This is a genomic window from Amycolatopsis sp. NPDC050768 (genome assembly GCF_040654155.1).
In the GTDB taxonomy this organism is placed as follows: Bacteria; Actinomycetota; Actinomycetes; order Mycobacteriales; family Pseudonocardiaceae; genus Amycolatopsis.
Map to the genome: position 1 here is coordinate 205,689 of NZ_JBFAHL010000012.1, position 15,768 is coordinate 221,456.

Consider the following 15,768-nt stretch of genomic DNA (forward strand, 5'->3'; position numbering starts at 1 on the left):
TCACTGCTTGAACGGTTGGCCGAGCCACTTCTGCGCGATGCTCACGTACGCGCCGGTCTTCTTGGCGTCGTCGATGGCCTTGTTGACGGCCTGCAGCAGCGCGTCGGAGCCCTTGGGCACGCCCACGGCCAGCGCCGTCCCGTCCGTGCCGTTCTGCGACACCGCGTAGCCGGCGCCGTCACCCGACTTGATCCAGTACAGCGCGAGGATCCGGCCGGTGACCATCAGGTCGCAGCGGCCGTTCTTCAAGTCGGAGAACGCTTCTGCCTGTCCGGGGTAACGCGTCATCTTCGCCGCGCCGCCGATGCGCTGCACCGGTGCCTCGCCGTTGGACGAGCCCGCGACGACGCAGACGCTCTTGCCCTTGATGCTTTCCGGCCCGGTGATGCCGGTTTCCTTCTGCGGGTACACCGCCACGGCGTCGTCGTAGCCGATCGGTTCGGAGAAGTCGACGACCTTCTGGCGGTCGGGCGTCACTCGCAGACCTGACACCGGAGTCGTCGACATCGACCCGGTCCCGTGGCGGTTCGTGGCGCTGCCGTCGGGGGTCGCGGTGGCGATGGACTGACTTTCCGGATCCGGTTCTGGCCGCCGGATTCGTTCTCGTGCGCTGCTGCCGGCGACCGTGTTCAACTCCAGCCGTGGAGACACAGCATCCAGCCGCTCCTCGGCCAAGTCGTCAAACCCGGTCCCGCCATCACGCGGATCCAGCCACAGGTTCCGCCGGATCAAAGCCTCCTGCTCCCCGCCCCAGTCCTCAGCAGCCTTCCGGTCAAGGTCCTCAAAGGACATTCGCCGCCGTGCCGGCTTCGCCGAGTCGCACGATCTCGGCAACATCGCCTCGGGTGAACCGGTAGTGCTTGCCAAATCGGTGATGTGGCAGCACGCCAGCGGCCTGGTCCTTCAACGTCCTCGGCGACAGCTGCAGCAACCCCCCGATCAGCACGCGCGACCACATCCGTTCCGCCAGCACGCCTGGCCACAATGGCCGCATCGACGTCGAACACGCCGACGCGCACACCTTGGCAGTCGGCCGACAGGTCGTCAACGCCCCTGTCCGGTCGACGAAGATCGTCCGTGAAGCCCGGTCGCTCTCGACGACGCCCAGCGCGCGACCAGCAGGGCGATGCCGATCACAGTGATCGCTCCCGCCGTGCGCGGAACCCAGTCGCCCCACCGCACGTAGGGAGTGATCTCCTCGTACAGCGGCACATCGACCACGAAGATCCCGCGCTCGTCCGGCGGCATCCAGGCCAGCTGCCTGCCCCGGGCGTCGAACGCCGCGGACGTTCCGTTCAGCTCCACCAGGACGGCGGACCGGCCGGACTCCACCGCCCGCACCGCCTCGGCACTCGCCTGTTGCGGTTGCACCCAGGTTCCGTGGAACGACGTGAGCGAGCCCTGCACCACCGTGACGTCGGCGTGCAGTCGAACGAGTTCCCGGCGCAGGTCGGGAAAGATCGACTCGTAGGAGATCAGCGGGCCCACCCGTGTCCCGCCGACCCGCAGCACCACCGGCTCTCGGCCCGGGGCCCGATCTTCCTCGGCGATGGCGGTGCCCTGAAGCACCTTTCCCAGCAGCTGCCGCATCGGCACGTACTCGCCGAACGGGACCAGCCGCCGCTTCTCATACGTACCAACCAAACCACCGGGTCCGTACTGCTGAGTCGTCTTCCTGATCCGACCGTCCGCTGCGCGCGCGTCGACGTTGACCAGTACGTCACTTCCCGCGATCGTCGCGGCTTGGCGCAACCGGCCCAACACATCGGGACGGCGCGCCGGGTCGAATGGCACGCTGCTCTGGCCCCAGACCACCATGTCCTGCCCCAGACCGGCGGCCCTGTGGGTCAAGTCCAGATGCGCCGCCAAACGCTCGTCTCCTCCGTACACGACGCCAGGCTGCACCCCCACCACGCGGACGCTGCCGGTCACCACCGGTTCCGGCCGGAGCAGCCCATAGCCGATCGCGAGCGCGGCGAGCACGACGGCGAGCCCTCCCCCGAGCAATCGCGCTGCCCGGCCGGCGCCGGGAAGGAACACGGCAGCAAGCCCGACGTTGACCGCCACCAGCACGAAGCTGAGCAACCACACCCCGCCCAGCGACGCCACGGCCAGCACCGGCCGCACCTGCCACTGCGTCAGACCGACAAGACCCCAGGCACCGCCCAGACCTTCCCAGGAACGCAGCGCCTCGACGCTGACCCAGACCGACGGCAGCACCACCACCGCCAAGGCCACCCGCGCACCGGACGGTTCTCGCAGCAACCCATACGTCGCCAGCCCGAACGGCACCCAGAGGGCGGCGACCACAACGCCCACCACAAGCGCCAGCATTCCGATGTTCGGCAGCAGCCACTGCAGCGCAACGAGAAAGAACCCGACCGCGGCAAGCGAACTCCGCCAAGCCGCCTCACCGTACGAGCCCGCGCGCCCGAGCAACAACACCAGCGGGACCAGCCCGACCCACCCCAGCCACCACGCATCGGCAGCCGGGAAGGCCAGCGCCACCACGCCACCACACGGCAAAGCCAGCCCACGCACCGCCCACCGACGCACCCGCACGGCAACAGGCATACAAGCACGCTACTCCCGCCAGGCGTGAGTCGGGCCAGGTCACCGCACCTCCCGGCCCGCCGAGCATTCTCCGCGCGCCCACCCCTACCAGGCAGTACCGCGCCGACCAGGACTACGTCAAACGGGTTACCGCCGATGCACGGTCCGACCTGAGTCAGGCGTGGTGGAACCCGGGTGGGCACTTCTCGGTGAACGCGGCCATGCCTTCCTTCTGGTCGTGGGCGGCGAGCAGAGCGTGGAACGTCCGGCGTTCGAACAAGACGCCGACCGACTCCACCCCGATCTTTCCGGCGCCTCCCGCTCCGGGACTGGCGGGATCGCTCGGAAATCGCCTGGAGCATGACCTTCCCCGCGACGCCGACGGTCGCCTCTCAAAGGCCCAGCGCGCGACGGACCTCGGCCAGATGCCGCCGCGACACCGCGACGGTCTCGCGATCGGGCCCGTCCAGGACGAGTGCGAACCTGCCGTGGAAGGTCGGGGCGATTTCGCGCACCCGGTACAGGTTCACCACGCAGTGTCGGTGCACCCGCAGGAATCCGTGTGGTGCCAGCCGCGTCGCCAGCCGGCTCAGGGTGTGGTTCAGTGCCCGCAGCCGGCCCCGGTCGGTCAGCAGCCACACGGTCTTGCCCTCGGCCTGCGCGACCCGGATCTCGGCCGGGGCCATGAGCAGGATGTGCCCGCCGTGGATGCCGGCGACCCGGAACACCGGCGCTTGGGCGGCCTCGATCGCCGGCGGTGAGGCCGTACTGGTGGTGAGGAGCGTGCCGATGAGCTGCCCGTCGTGCTGGATGGGCTGGACGGTGATCGGGCACCCGTCCTCCGTGCAGGCGGCCAGCCGCAGCGCGCCGGCACGCGCGCTTGAGCCGAGCACCGCGCGCCCGACCTCGTTCGCCGTCACAAGCCGCCCGCGCCGGTCGATGACCGCCAGCGGTCCGGCGTCGTCGGCGGCCTGCGGTAGCAGCGATCCGGCCAGCTCGGTGAGCACGTCGTCGTGCCGGCGACGCAGGCCGAGGCCCAGTTCCTGGGCGCAACAGTGCAGCCGCGCGATCGCGAGCGCCGGCAGCGGACGGCGGTGCACCAGGAACGCGAGGACCGCGCACGGCCGCGGACAGTCGGGGCCGGCCACCGCGACGCCCGCGCCGGACCAGTCGGCCAGGTCACCGCGCCAGTGCTCGGAACCGGTCACCTCGGCGTGTCCGTCGAGCAGCGCGGTGCCGAGGGCATTGGTACCGCGGCTGCTCTCCGACCAGTCGTGCCCGGGCGCGAGCTGGTGTGCGCCCGCGAGCGCGACGGCCGAACGGCTCCCGAACACCGCGGCGACCCGCCCGTCGCCGGCCGCGACCGCCACCACCCCGTCGGTTCGAGTGATGTCGGCCGCCAGTGAGCGGGCGGCCGACACGACGCTGCTCGGCGCCGCAACCGAGTCGGCAGACGGGTCGGGCGGCGGAGTGTCGGGGGCAACGCCGTAGACCTCGCGGCAGCGCTGCCAGGACGCCTGGATCGCAGGCGGGATCGCGGCGGTGCCGTTCATTCCGGGTTCGTGCCCGCCGGCGCCGGCCGACTGACCGTCCATGCCGACCTCCTCGCGTTCGGGCGGCCCCCTGAACAGACTAGGACCGACGTGGCCGGCCGGGATAGCGTCCGCGTACTCCTCACCCGGGCAGATCGACGATTCCGGCCGATCCGACGACCCGATTGCAGGGAGGTTTCGTCATGGCCATCGACTTCACCCTCACCCCGGAACAACGGGAACTCCAGGCGAGCACCCGCGCCTTCGCCCGCGACATACTCGCGCCGGTGGTCCGCGCGGCCGACGCCGAGACGGACCCGTTGCGCGCCTTCCAGATGACCAAGGACGCTTATGTGCAGGCCTACCGCGCCGGCATCGCGTTCTGCATGCTGCCCACGCAGTACGGCGGCGGTGGGGTGTCCAATGTGGACCTCATCCTGGCCGCCGAGGAGGTGTGCGCCGTCGACCCGGGTTTCGCCTGCACCATCCTGGTCAACGGGCTGGGCCTGATGCCCGTCTGGTACTGGGGCAGTGACGAGCAGAAGGACCGCTTCCTGCGCGCGGCCACCTCGGACCCGACCGGCGAGTACATCGTCGGCTACGCGGTGAGCGAGCCGGCCGGCAGCCCTGGCGGCACGGCGAACTTCGACGCACCCGATGCTTCACCCGTCGGAATCGGTGTCACGGCCACGCTCGATGGCGACCACTACGTGCTCAACGGCCGCAAGTACTGGCCGTGCAACGTCGCGGGCTGGGACGGGCAGGGTGCCAACGCGAGCATCGTCGTGGTGCGCACCGACCCGTCGAAGGGCGGCACCGAGGGGCTTTCGGCGATCATGATCGAGCGCGGCACCCCCGGTGTCAGCTACAACCTCATCAGCAAGATGGGGCATCGGCTCACCCCCAACGCCGAGATCGTCTTCACCGACGCCCGGGTTCCCGCGAACAACCTCGTCGAGGGCACCCGCGGCAACGGCGACCTGCTGATCAACCGCAACTTCGCCTGGTCGGGGCCGGTGGCCGGGATCGCGGCGGTCGGTGTGGCCCGGACCGCCTACGAATCCGCCCTCGAGTGGGCGCGGACCTACACCGCCGGTGGCCCGAGCCCGATCATCAACCACCAGAACGTCGGTTATGTGCTCGGGGACGTCGCGGCGCGGATCGAGATGTGCCGCTGCTTCTGCTGGAAGACCGCGCACTTCCTGGACCAGCACGACTACCACGGCGAGCTGATCGGCGCGATGTGCAAGATCCAATGCACGGAGCTGATGTTCGACGCGGTCTACAAGTGCATGCAGGTCGTGGGCGTGAACAGCCTGGACAAGCAGCACGAGTTCGAGAAGCTGCTGCGCGAGGCCGCAGTGCTGCCGCTCTACGATGCCGGCAACTTCGGCATGCAGCGCCGTCGCGTCCACGGCGTGCTCGCCAGCCCGGACTACAACCCGCGTGCGCTGATGGACGACGAGTTCGTGCCGTTCACGAAGTTCATGGAGACCATCGACACGGTCCCCACCTACCAGGAGACCCCGCTTCCCGTGTGACGGGCGGGCGCTCGGGTGCGCCCCTCACCGGACGCACCCGGGCGCTGGGCGCCGGCCTCGCGGAACCGGTACCCGGCGACGTCGACCCGCGCACCGCAGCGCGTCCAGAAAAACAGCGACGCTCTCCTCTACCCCGGCATCGAGTATGGACGAGCGTGCCCGGCTTTCCGGTCGCCGGGCCGCGCCCGATGAACCGGTCGGCTTCGGCCGTCGAAAACCACCGCGTCGCGGTGAACTCCGGGTAGCGCTTGAGGCCGTCATCGGACACTCCCCACGGGCTGGGATTCGGGTTCCCCGGCGTAGGCCGGGTAGTCGGCGTAGCCGCTGGTACCACCTTGGTAGAAGGTTTCGCGATCGGCGACGGCGAGCGGGTGGCCGCGCTCGAATCGAGTGGGCAGATCCGGGTTCGCGATGAACAGTTGCGCGAAGGACACCAGGTCGGCCAAGCCTTCCGTGATCACCAGGTTGCCGGACTCCTGGTCCATGCCGGCGTTGGCGACCAGCGTGCCGCGGTACCGCGGGCGGAACCGGACCAGCGAAGCACGGCGCTGATCCGGCGTGACGAGCTCGTTGGGCCGCCTCGTCATCATGAGGTGCAGGTAGGCGAGCGGGTGGTCGTTGAGCCGCTCGGCGACGTGCTCGTGGCCGGTCAGCAGTTCCGGTGCCACTCCGGTGGTCGAGCCGATCTCCTGGTAGGGCGCGAACTTCACGCCGACGCGGTGCGGACCCCAGACGCCGGTCACCGCCTCCAGGATCTCGAACAGGAACCGCGCGCGGTTCTCGGCGCTGCCGCCATAGGTGTCGGTGCGCAGGTTGAGCGCGGGGTTCAGGAACTGGGCGATCAGGTAGCCACGCTGGGCGTGGATCTCGACACCGTCGAACCCGGCGCGGCGCGCGTTGGCCGCCGCGCAACGGTACTGCTCCACGATCTCGGCGATCTCGTCCACGGTCAGCGCCCTCGGCGTCACCGTGTCGGTGAACCCGCCGGCGGGGGTGAACACCCGTCCCCCGGGGTTGACCGCGGACGGCGCGACCGGCAGATGCCCGCCGTGGTAGTCCGGATGCGAGCTGGCGCCAGTGTGAGCGAGCTGCGAGAAGATCACCCCGCGCTCGGCGTGCACGGCACCCGTCACCTCCGTCCAGCCTGCGACCTGCTCGTCGCTGTAGAGGCCGGGAACATTGACCGAACCGATGGCGCCGGGGCTGATCCACGTGCCTTCGGACACGATCAATCCGGCGCCGGCCCGCTGCCGGTAGTACTCGGCGTGCATCGGCATCGGCGCGAGATCGCGGTTCTCCGCGCGCGCCCTGGTCATCGGGGCCATCACGACGCGGTTGCGCAACCACAGATCGCCAAGGTCGTAGGGGCGGAGTAGCGGCTGCTGCACCGTCGGTGACGAGCCGGACACGTGCGCCTCCTCGGTTTCGTGTGTGGAAGAGAAGATCTTGACCAGTTCACCTTCTCTCCGGACCTGAATCATGTCCAACGATGACTACAGATTTCTTCCAGCACCATGAGTGATAATCGGGTCGTGGAACTACGACACCTCGAGCACTTTCTCGCTGTGGCCGACACGGGCGGGTTCACCCCGGCGGCACGCCGTCTGCACGTCGTCCAGTCGGGGGTGTCGGCGACGGTCAAAGCGCTGGAACGCGAGCTGGGCTCCCGGCTGTTCGACCGTGGACGCGACGAAGTGACGCTCACCCCGGCCGGGCGCGTCTTCCTGCCCCGGGCGCGAGAAACACTGGACTCCGCCCGCGCCGCCAAGGACGCGGTGCAGGAGCTCGGCGGCACGCTTCAGGGAACCGTCACCGTCGGCACGCTCACCTCGGTCAACCTCATCGACACGCCGGGCATCCTCGCCACGCTGCGCGCCCGCCATCCAGGAGTCACCGTCCGGCTCCGGGCGGCGCTCGCCGGATCGACGGGGCTGGCGCAGGAACTGCGAGACGGCCAGCTCGACGTCGCCTTCCTCTCCCTTCCCGGCCCGGCGCCGGCCGGGTTGCGGGTCAGGGTGCTGGAGATGACCCCGCTGGTGCTCTACGTCCCTGCGGAGCACCCGCTGGCGGGCATGGGCCGGGTCTCGCTGTCGCAGCTCGCCGAATTCCCCTTCATCGACTCCCCGCCAGGCTTCGGCAACCGCATCATCGCCGATCAAGCCTTCGCGAGCGCCGGCATCGAACGGGAGGTCACCCTGGAGGTCGCCGACATCGGGACAGCCGTGCACTTCATCCGCGCCGGACTCGGAATCGGTTTCCTCGGCCGATTCCTGGTCGACGACCCCGCCGGGCTGGCCACCGTGGAGGTCGCCGATCACGAACTCCTGTGGCAGCTCACCGTGGCGACTTCGGCAACTCGACGGCCCAGTGCTGCCGCGCAGGCATTTCTGGAGCTGCTCGACGAGGTACACCCGACACCGAATCCCCGGCAGGTACGCGGTTGACCCGAGTTATGGACAGCCGACCGCGTACCCGCACCGAGATCACGTCGGTGACCCAAAACCGGCAGCACGAGTTCCTCGGGCGCCAGAACCGGATCCGGAAGTTCGACCGCCGCCACGAGTGCCCCTCCGGCGTGGACAGCACGAAGGGCCTGTTCCTGCGATGGGTGCCCAGCATCGTCCACCGTGGACGGACGGTCAGACCAGCGCTTCGATCCGCACCGCGGCGCCCGACGGGTCCACGCGGGCGAGCCAGGAGGCCGGCAGCAGCGCCGGGCGGGACGGGACGAATTGCGGAAGCCGGCCCTGCCAAAGGACCCGGTCGCCCTGGCTGACCCGCACCCGCGGCAGGCGGGCGAACACGCTCGGCCGCAGGATCACCCGGCCGCGCGCCGGGAGGTCCGCCGACGACGAGATGCGTTGCGGACTGGTCCAGGCCAGCGGGCCGTCGACCTCGATCGGGACCCCGGCGCCGGCCGCCGAGGCCGCGCGGCCGGCCAGCCAGCGGGCGATCGAACGGCCCGCGTGGCGGCCCGACAGCGCCGCGACGTCCGCGGTTTCGACCGGGTGACAAAGGTTTCCGGCGGCGAAGAGCCCCGGCGTGCTGGTGGCCCCGGTCGCGTCGATCACCGGCCCGAGGGTGCGCGCGTCCATCCCGACGCCCGCCGTCCGGGCCAGCTCGTGGTCCGGCACCCAGTCGCCGGTGAACACGACGGTGTCGCAGGCCTCGGTCCACCGGTGCCCGTCGGCGACGCGCTCCAGCTCGACCTCCGCAAGCCGCGGCTTGCCCCGCACCGCGACGACCCGGGTGCCCGTCAGCACCGGGACGCGCAGCATCCACCGCGCGCCGAGGTGGAACGGCAGGTAGCTCTGATGCCGCGGCAGCTCGGTGGTCAGCGCCGCGACCTCGACCCCGGCGTGCCGCAACGTCATCATCGCCGAGAAGCCGACGTGCTCGGCACCCACCACGATCGCGCGCCGTCCGACCGGCCGGCCGTGGAGGTACACGGTCTGCTGCAGCTGCCCGGTGGTGTACACCCCCTGGCCACGGTCGCCCGGCACCCAGCGCGCCGGGCGCGGGCGCTCCCGGGCGCCGGTGGCCATCAGCACCGCCGAGGCGTGCACGACTGACAGCCCGTCCGGCGCCGTCACCTCGAGCCCGCCGTCGCCGGACCAGCCGGTGACCATGGTCGTGGTGCGTACGGTGACGCCGGCCACCGCGGCCAGCGCGGCGTACCGCCGGGCGTAGGCCGGCCCGGTCATGATCCGCCGCAAGTCCCGCAGGCCGTAACCGGTGTGCGCGGAATGCCGTGGAATCCCGCCGGCGACGACCTCCCGCTCCAGCACCTCGACCCGCTCCACCCCGGCCTGGCGCAGCGCGACCGCCGCGGCGAGCCCGGCCGGCCCGCCGCCGATCACGGCGACGTCGACATCGTGCCTGATCCGCTCGTTCACTTCACGGCCTCCGCTTTCACGGGCGCGTCCGCGCCCTCGTCGACCATGCGCGAAACCACCGCCCCACAGTAGAAACCCTGACACCGGCCCATCCCGGCCCGGGTACGGCGGCGCAGCCCCTCCACAGTGGATGGTGCGATTTCGCTGTGCAGCGCGTCGCGGATCTCACCGCGGCTGACGCGTTCGCAGAAGCAGACGATCTCGCCGTAGGCGGGGTCCTTCGCGATCAGCTCCGCGTCCTCGGCCGGGCGGACGTCCACCTGGCCGAGATACGGCATCTGCGGCGGGACGACGTCCGCACGCGGCCCCGGCATAGCCTCGCCCGGCCAGCCCGCCAGCTCAGCCCCGACGTACTCGGCGATCGCGAGCGACGAAGTCAGCCCCGTCGACCGGATCCCACCCACGCACACGTACCTCTGATCGGGGTGGAACGAGATCTGGTAGTCGCCGAACTCGGTCGCCGCCCGCAGGCCGGCGTAGATCGTGGTGACCTCCTCGCGCAGCAGCGCGGGGACGATCCGGTTTCCCTTCTCCCGCAACATGGCCAGGCCGTCCTCTGTGGACTCGGTGGCCGAGCGGTCGGTCAGGTCCTCCGCGGTGGGACCGAGCATCACGTTGCCGTAGACGGTCGGGCTCACCAGCACGCCCTTGCCCATCTTCGTCGGTACCGGCAGCAGGATGTGGTTCACCAGCGACCGCGCGAGCTTGTCGAACACGATGAGCTGGCCGCGGCGGGGGGTGATCGTGAACGACTCGTGCCCGAACATCGCGTGCACGTGATCGCTGCCGAGGCCGGCGGCGTTGACCACGGACCGGGCGCGGACCGGTCCCCGGTCGGTGTGCAGCACCGTGTGGCCCGCGCCCGGCTCGGCGCCGGTCACGGTGTGGCCGAGCAGCAGTTCGGCACCGTGGCGCACCGCCTCCGTCGCGAACGCCAGCGTGGTCGTCCACGGGCAGATGATGGACTCCCCCGGCACCTCCAGGGCACCCAACGCGCCCGGGCCGAGGTGGGGCTCGCGCCGCGCCAACTCGGCGGGGTCAAGCAGCCGGGTCTCGTGGTAGCCGTTGGCCGCGGCCTTCTCGGCCAGCCCCGGCAGTGCCGCCAGCTGCTCGTCGTCCCAGGCGACCAGCAGGGCGCCCAGCGGCTCGACCGGGATCCCCGCCTTGGCGGCGTAGTCGGACAGCAGCCGGTACCCCCGGGCGACGAGCCGCGACTCGGTGGTGCCGGGCGTCGCGTCGAAGCCGGTGTGCAGGATCGCGGTGTTGGCCTTGCTGGTCGCGTCCCCGACGTCGGAGCGCGCGTCCACCAGCGCCACGGACCGGCCGCGCAGTGTGAACTCGCGCGCCAGCGCGGAGCCGACCACTCCGGCTCCGATCACGACCAGGTCGTACTCGGGCACTGGCATCAGGAATCAGCCCTTCCGGGAAACACGCGGCCTTCGCCGCTGAACTGCCGGGTCGCCTCCAGCGCGGACCGCCAGCGGCCCAGCTGGTCGGCGGCCCAGGCGGGCGGCCGGCTCGGTTCGACGACCGTGCCCGGCCGCGGGTCGGGCAACGGGCGGCCGACGGCACCGCGTTGCGCCAGGTCGGCGACGCCGAGCGCGGTCGCGTGCGGGGCGGCGGCCACCTCCACCGGTGCCTGCAGCAAGTCGGCCTGCAGCTGCACCAAGACTCGCGACCGGGTGAGCCCGCCGTCGAGCCGCAGCCTGGGCGCGGTGCCGCCGAGGTCCGCCGCCGCGGCGTCGACGAGGTCCACGATCTGCGCGGCGATCCCCAGGCAGACCGCGCGGGCCAAGTGCGCCCGGGTCGCCGCCAGGTTCAGTCCCAGGAAGCCACCGGTCGCGCCCGGCTGCCAGTGCGGCGCGGCCAGCCCGGCGAGCGACGGCACGAAAAAGACCCCGCCCGTGTCGTCCACTGTGGACGCGAGCGCGTCGAGCTCGCCGGCCGAGCCGAGCAGGCCGACGTCGCGCAGCCAGGACACCGCTTTGCCCACGGTGTACACCTGCCCGTCGAGGCACCAGCGCCGCTGCCCCGCGATCTGCCACGCGATCGACGGGGTCAGCCCGGCTTCGCTGCGCTGCGGCCGGTCACCGGTGTTGACGAGCAGGAAGGCGCCGGTGCCGTACGTGCACTTCGCCTCGCCGCGTTCCCGGCAGCGCTGCGCCCACAGCGCAGCCTGCTGGTCGACGATCACCCCGGCCACCGGGACCTCGGTGCCGAATGCGCTGGTAGTGCCGACCACTTCGTCGTTGCCGGCCAGCCGCGGACGGCGCTCGGTCAGCCCGAACAGCTCCCAGGCCTCGTCCGACCAGGTGCCGGACTCGAGGTCGAGCAGCATGCTGCGCGACGCGGTCGCGACGTCCGTGACGAACTCGCCGGTGAGCCGATGCAACAGCCACGTGTCGGTGGTGGTGACCACTCCCCCTGCGCCCACGTGCTCCCGCAGCCAGCGCATTTTCGGGGCGGAGAAGTACGGGTCGAGCGGCAGGCCGCTGATCTCGCCGAGCCGGTCGGCGACGTCGCGCAGGGACTCGCACACCTCGACGGCCCGGCGGTCCTGCCACACCACGCACTGCGAAAGGGCTTCTCCCGTCGCGGGGTCCCACGCCAGCACCGTCTCGCCCTGGTTGGCGAGTCCGACGACGCCGGCACCCACCCCGGCCGCCGCGACGGCTGCGCGGCCCGCGTCGAGAACCGACGCCAGCAGCTCGCCCGGATCGACCTCCACTGCACCCGGTTTCGGCGTCCGCACGGACAGTGGCCGGTCGACCTCGGCCAGCACGGTGCCGTCCTCGGCGACGACGAGCGCCTTGGTCGCCGACGTGCCCTGGTCGATGGCGAGCACGGCTCCGGTCATGAGGCCGCGTCCTCGGCTCCGGCCACGGCCGGCTGCACGACGGTCAGCCCCGCGTCGCGCAGCTGCGCGACCATTTCGGGGTCCGCTGAGGAGTCGGTGATCAGCGCCGTGATGCGGTCGAGCTCGCAGACCTTCCGCAGCGCGACGTGCCCGAGCTTGCTTCCGTCCGCCAGCACGTAGACCTCGGCCGCGTTGCTGATCATCCGGCGCCGGACGGCGATCTCGTCGAGGTGGTAGTCGGTGAGCCCGCCGGTCGCGTGGACCCCGCCGGAGCCCAGGAACGCCTTGTCCGCGAAGAAGTTGCTGACCTGGTCCTCGGCGTCGGGCCCGGAGCAGGTCAGCTCGTCGTGCCGGACCCGGCCGCCCACGAGGTGAAGGTTCACCGCGTCCCGGCCGGCCATCGACAGGACCGCGCCGAGGTTGTTGGTGACCACGCGGCCGCGGAACGACTCGGGCAGCGCGCGGGCGGCGGCGAGCACAGTGGTGCCCACGTCGAGGAACACCGTGTCGTCGTCACCGACGATCGAGGCGACCACCTCGGCGATCTCCGCCTTGGCCTCCCGCTCGATGTTCTCGCGCTCCACCCGGCCGGGCTCGGCGCTGCGGGACAGGTTCTTGGCCTTGGCGGCACCCCCGTACACGCGGCGGATGGCGCCTTCGCGTTCCAGCAGCACGAGATCGCGCCGGATGGTCTCCGGCGACACGTCGAGCTGGACCGCCATGTCCGCGGGCCGGAGCACCTCGCTGCTGTTCAGCAGCGCCAGGATCCGCCTGCGGCGTTCGTCGGGAAGCACGTTTCCCCCTACCTTCCTCAAATGCACGAGCGAGCCAGGCCCATCACGTTCTCCGGAGCACCCGGCGCAGAGCGCCGGCCTGCTGCCCGAGTTCGTCCAGGCCGGCCGCGACCACGAGGGCCGCGCCGGTCGCGATGGCCTGTGCGAAGTACGGCACGTTCATCAAGGTCATACCGTTGTTGAGCACGCCGAGGAAAACCACCCCCAGCAGGACACCGAGCATCGTCCCCCGGCCGCCGCTGAACGCGACCCCGCCCAGCAGCACCGCGGTGAGCACCTGCAGCTCGAAGTTGGCGCCGAGCGTGCTCGGCGGCGCGGAGTCGAGCCGCGCCGCGAAGAGCACCCCGCCGAGGCCGGCGGCGAGACCGGTGACCACGAACACCAGCAGCGGCAACCGTTTCGTCGCGATCCCGGAGAGGAACGCCGCCTCCCGGTTGACGCCGATCGCGTAGACCTGGCGGCCGGCGGGCGTGCCGTAGAGGAACAGCGCGCCGAGCCCGAACACGATGAACGCGATCCACACCGGGACCGGGATGCCGGCGTAGATACCACGCCCCAGCAGCGACATCCCCGTGCCGAAGTCGGCCGGCGGGTCCGAGCGCAGGAACTGCGCGATCCCCCGATACAGCTGCAAAGTACCGAGCGTGACGATGATCGGGCTGAGCCGGGTGTAGGACACGAGTACGCCGTTGACCAGACCACCCACGGCGCCGACGACGAGGCCGGCGAGCACGGCCAGCCCCCAGTTCAGGTGATGGTCGACGATGAGCAGCCCGGTGACCACCCCGGACAGCCCGACCACCGACCCCACCGACAGGTCCACGTAGCCCATGATCACGAGCACCGCCTGCGGCACCGCGACGATGAGCAGCACGGCGCCCGACAGCGCGATGTTCTTGATGTTCCCCACGGTGAGGAACAGGTCCGACCCGCTGGTGAAGAAGCCGACCAACACGAGCAGGCCGATCAGCAGTGCCGACCGCAGGACGAGCTCCAGCACCGGCGTACGCCGGGTGGTACTCCCCTCGGGGGTGACGGTTGCCGTCGTCATGGGCGTACCTCCGGGAGCGTGGCTGCGGCGTCGTCGGGCAGGTCAGTGGTGACACCGGTGAACTGATGGGCTTCGGCGAGCAAGGCGGATTCGGTGATGTCCTCGCCGGTCAGCTCGGTGGTGAGCCGGCCGCGGTCCATCACGACGGCGCGGTGCGCGAGCAGGGCGACCTCCTGGGCATCCGAAGACGCGAAGACCACCGCGAGACCGCGGGCGGCCAGCTCCCGGCACACCTGGTAGATCTGCCGCCGGGCCCCGACGTCGACGCCCTGCGTCGGCTCGTCGAGCAACAGCACACCGAGCTCCCCGGCCCGCGCGAGCCAGCGGCCGAGGACGAGCTTCTGCTGGTTCCCGCCGGAGAACTGGCCGCCCTTGCGTCCGCCGTCGGGCGGCTGGAGGTCGACCTGCCGGGCGGTCTCGGCGAACAGCCGCTTCTCGCGACCGTGCCGCCGAAGGCCGAACCGCGCGAGCCGCCGGTACGACGGGAGCAGCAGGTTGTCCGCCGCGTTGCGGGTCGGCCACAGCGCCTGCCGGAGCCGGTCCGACGGGACGAGCGCGATCCCGCGCCGCACCGCACCCGCCGGGGTGCGCGGTGCCGACCGTTCGCCGTCGACCTCCGCGCTGCCGCCGGCGGCGCGGTAGCCGCCGGCGAGTGTCTCCAGAAGCGACGTGCGGCCGGAGCCGAGCACACCGTAGAGGCCGAGGATCTCGCCGGATCGCACGTCGAGGTCGATCGGCCCGAACCGCGGGCCGGCCAGGTCCCGCAGCCGCAGCCGGACCGGACCGAGGTCGGCGGGCTCGGCCGGTGCCGTCGGCGCGCCGGTACCGCCGGAGATCACCTCGACGATCCGCTCCGGCGCGACATCGGAGACCTTCTCCCGCAACGCGACCACACCGTCACGAAGGACCGTGACCCGGTCGGCGATGCGGAAGACCTCGCCCAGGCGGTGCGTGGTGTAGACGATGCGCGCCCCGCCGTCCTTCATCTTCGCGATCTCGGCGAAGAGCCGTTCCGTTTCGCTCTCCGACAGCGACGCCGTGGGCTCGTCGAGGATCAGCACCCGCACGTCGGTGCGGTGCCACGCCTTCGCGATCTCGAGGAGCTGCTTGGTGCCCATGGGCAGTCCGCCGACCTTCGTCCCCGGCGCGACGTCGAGGCCGAACCGGTCGAGCAGCTCGGCGGTGACCCGCCGCTGGCCGGCCCGGTCGAGCACCCCGGCGACGGTCTTCTCCTGGCCGAGGAACAGGTTGTCGCTCACCGACAGCACGTCGATCAGCGAGAGGTGCTGGTGGATGGTGGCGATCCCGGCGGCGAAGGCCCGGTTCGGGGTGAGCTGGCCCAGCGACTCGCCGTCGAGCGCCAGCTCACCCGCGTCCGGGGTCACCACTCCGCCGATGCACTTGATCAAGGTCGACTTGCCGGCGCCGTTGGGGCCGAGCAGCGCGTGCACCTCTCCGGGAGCGATGTCGAGATCGACTCCCTTGAGGACGGTGGCCGCGCCGTATCCCTTGACCAGGCCTCGAATGGTGAGCGTCATCGGGTT

14 protein-coding genes are annotated in these 15,768 nt (G+C 71.2%); 2 read left to right on the top strand and 12 right to left on the bottom strand.

Features of this window, described 5'->3' with window-relative positions; genetic code table 11:
• The 5 genes from AB0H62_RS31820 to AB0H62_RS31840 form a co-directional block, all read right to left on the bottom strand.
• On the bottom strand, window positions 1-837 hold the full coding sequence (locus AB0H62_RS31820) for a transporter substrate-binding domain-containing protein (protein ID WP_360590155.1): 837 nt from the start codon (window positions 835-837) through the stop codon (window positions 1-3).
• Window positions 782-973 carry a hypothetical protein gene (locus AB0H62_RS31825; RefSeq protein ID WP_360590157.1) on the bottom strand — a complete coding sequence of 64 codons (192 nt, stop codon included), beginning with the start codon at window positions 971-973 and terminating at the stop codon, window positions 782-784. Before AB0H62_RS31825 ends, AB0H62_RS31820 begins: the two co-directional genes overlap by 56 nt.
• Before the next feature lie 71 nt (window positions 974-1,044).
• The gene (lnt, locus tag AB0H62_RS31830) at window positions 1,045-2,508 is read right to left on the bottom strand and encodes an apolipoprotein N-acyltransferase (RefSeq protein ID WP_360590159.1); all 1,464 of its coding nucleotides are present in this window, start codon (window positions 2,506-2,508) and stop codon (window positions 1,045-1,047) included.
• A gap of 220 nt (window positions 2,509-2,728) precedes the next feature.
• Window positions 2,729-2,851 carry a hypothetical protein gene (locus AB0H62_RS31835; protein ID WP_360590161.1) on the bottom strand — a complete coding sequence of 41 codons (123 nt, stop codon included), beginning with the start codon at window positions 2,849-2,851 and terminating at the stop codon, window positions 2,729-2,731.
• A 94-nt stretch (window positions 2,852-2,945) separates the two neighbouring features.
• The gene (locus tag AB0H62_RS31840; RefSeq protein WP_360590163.1) at window positions 2,946-4,148 is read right to left on the bottom strand and encodes a LytTR family transcriptional regulator DNA-binding domain-containing protein; all 1,203 of its coding nucleotides are present in this window, start codon (window positions 4,146-4,148) and stop codon (window positions 2,946-2,948) included.
• A 140-nt stretch (window positions 4,149-4,288) separates the two neighbouring features.
• On the opposite strand from AB0H62_RS31840, the gene AB0H62_RS31845 reads away from it, so the two are divergent.
• Complete coding sequence (locus tag AB0H62_RS31845; RefSeq protein WP_220239769.1) at window positions 4,289-5,626, top strand: acyl-CoA dehydrogenase family protein; 1,338 nt, start codon at window positions 4,289-4,291, stop codon at window positions 5,624-5,626.
• Window positions 5,627-5,883: 257 nt separating this feature from the next.
• On the opposite strand, the gene AB0H62_RS31850 is transcribed toward AB0H62_RS31845, so the two are convergent.
• Window positions 5,884-7,035 (bottom strand): alkene reductase, encoded by a 1,152-nt coding sequence (locus AB0H62_RS31850; protein ID WP_360590166.1) that lies wholly within the window; start codon window positions 7,033-7,035, stop codon window positions 5,884-5,886.
• 123 nt (window positions 7,036-7,158) lie between these two features.
• Between AB0H62_RS31850 and AB0H62_RS31855 the strand changes: the two genes are divergently transcribed.
• Window positions 7,159-8,070, top strand: a complete 912-nt coding sequence (locus AB0H62_RS31855) for a LysR family transcriptional regulator (RefSeq protein WP_360590168.1) — start codon at window positions 7,159-7,161, stop codon at window positions 8,068-8,070.
• A gap of 195 nt (window positions 8,071-8,265) precedes the next feature.
• On the opposite strand, the gene AB0H62_RS31860 is transcribed toward AB0H62_RS31855, so the two are convergent.
• The 6 genes from AB0H62_RS31860 to AB0H62_RS31885 are packed head-to-tail and all read right to left on the bottom strand — an operon-like array spanning window position 8,266 to window position 15,762.
• On the bottom strand, window positions 8,266-9,522 hold the full coding sequence (locus AB0H62_RS31860) for an FAD-dependent oxidoreductase (protein WP_360590170.1): 1,257 nt from the start codon (window positions 9,520-9,522) through the stop codon (window positions 8,266-8,268).
• Complete coding sequence (locus AB0H62_RS31865; RefSeq protein ID WP_360590173.1) at window positions 9,519-10,928, bottom strand: NAD(P)/FAD-dependent oxidoreductase; 1,410 nt, start codon at window positions 10,926-10,928, stop codon at window positions 9,519-9,521. Before AB0H62_RS31865 ends, AB0H62_RS31860 begins: the two co-directional genes overlap by 4 nt.
• Complete coding sequence (locus AB0H62_RS31870; protein ID WP_360590175.1) at window positions 10,928-12,379, bottom strand: FGGY family carbohydrate kinase; 1,452 nt, start codon at window positions 12,377-12,379, stop codon at window positions 10,928-10,930. Before AB0H62_RS31870 ends, AB0H62_RS31865 begins: the two co-directional genes overlap by 1 nt.
• The gene (locus AB0H62_RS31875; protein ID WP_360590176.1) at window positions 12,376-13,173 is read right to left on the bottom strand and encodes a DeoR/GlpR family DNA-binding transcription regulator; all 798 of its coding nucleotides are present in this window, start codon (window positions 13,171-13,173) and stop codon (window positions 12,376-12,378) included. The genes AB0H62_RS31870 and AB0H62_RS31875 overlap by 4 nt, the downstream gene beginning before the upstream one ends.
• Window positions 13,174-13,216: 43 nt before the next feature.
• Window positions 13,217-14,224: an ABC transporter permease gene (locus AB0H62_RS31880; protein ID WP_220239762.1), complete on the bottom strand. Its 1,008-nt coding sequence runs from the start codon at window positions 14,222-14,224 to the stop codon at window positions 13,217-13,219.
• Window positions 14,221-15,762, bottom strand: a complete 1,542-nt coding sequence (locus AB0H62_RS31885) for a sugar ABC transporter ATP-binding protein (RefSeq protein ID WP_220239761.1) — start codon at window positions 15,760-15,762, stop codon at window positions 14,221-14,223. Before AB0H62_RS31885 ends, AB0H62_RS31880 begins: the two co-directional genes overlap by 4 nt.
• Between the last annotated feature and the right edge of the window lie 6 nt (window positions 15,763-15,768).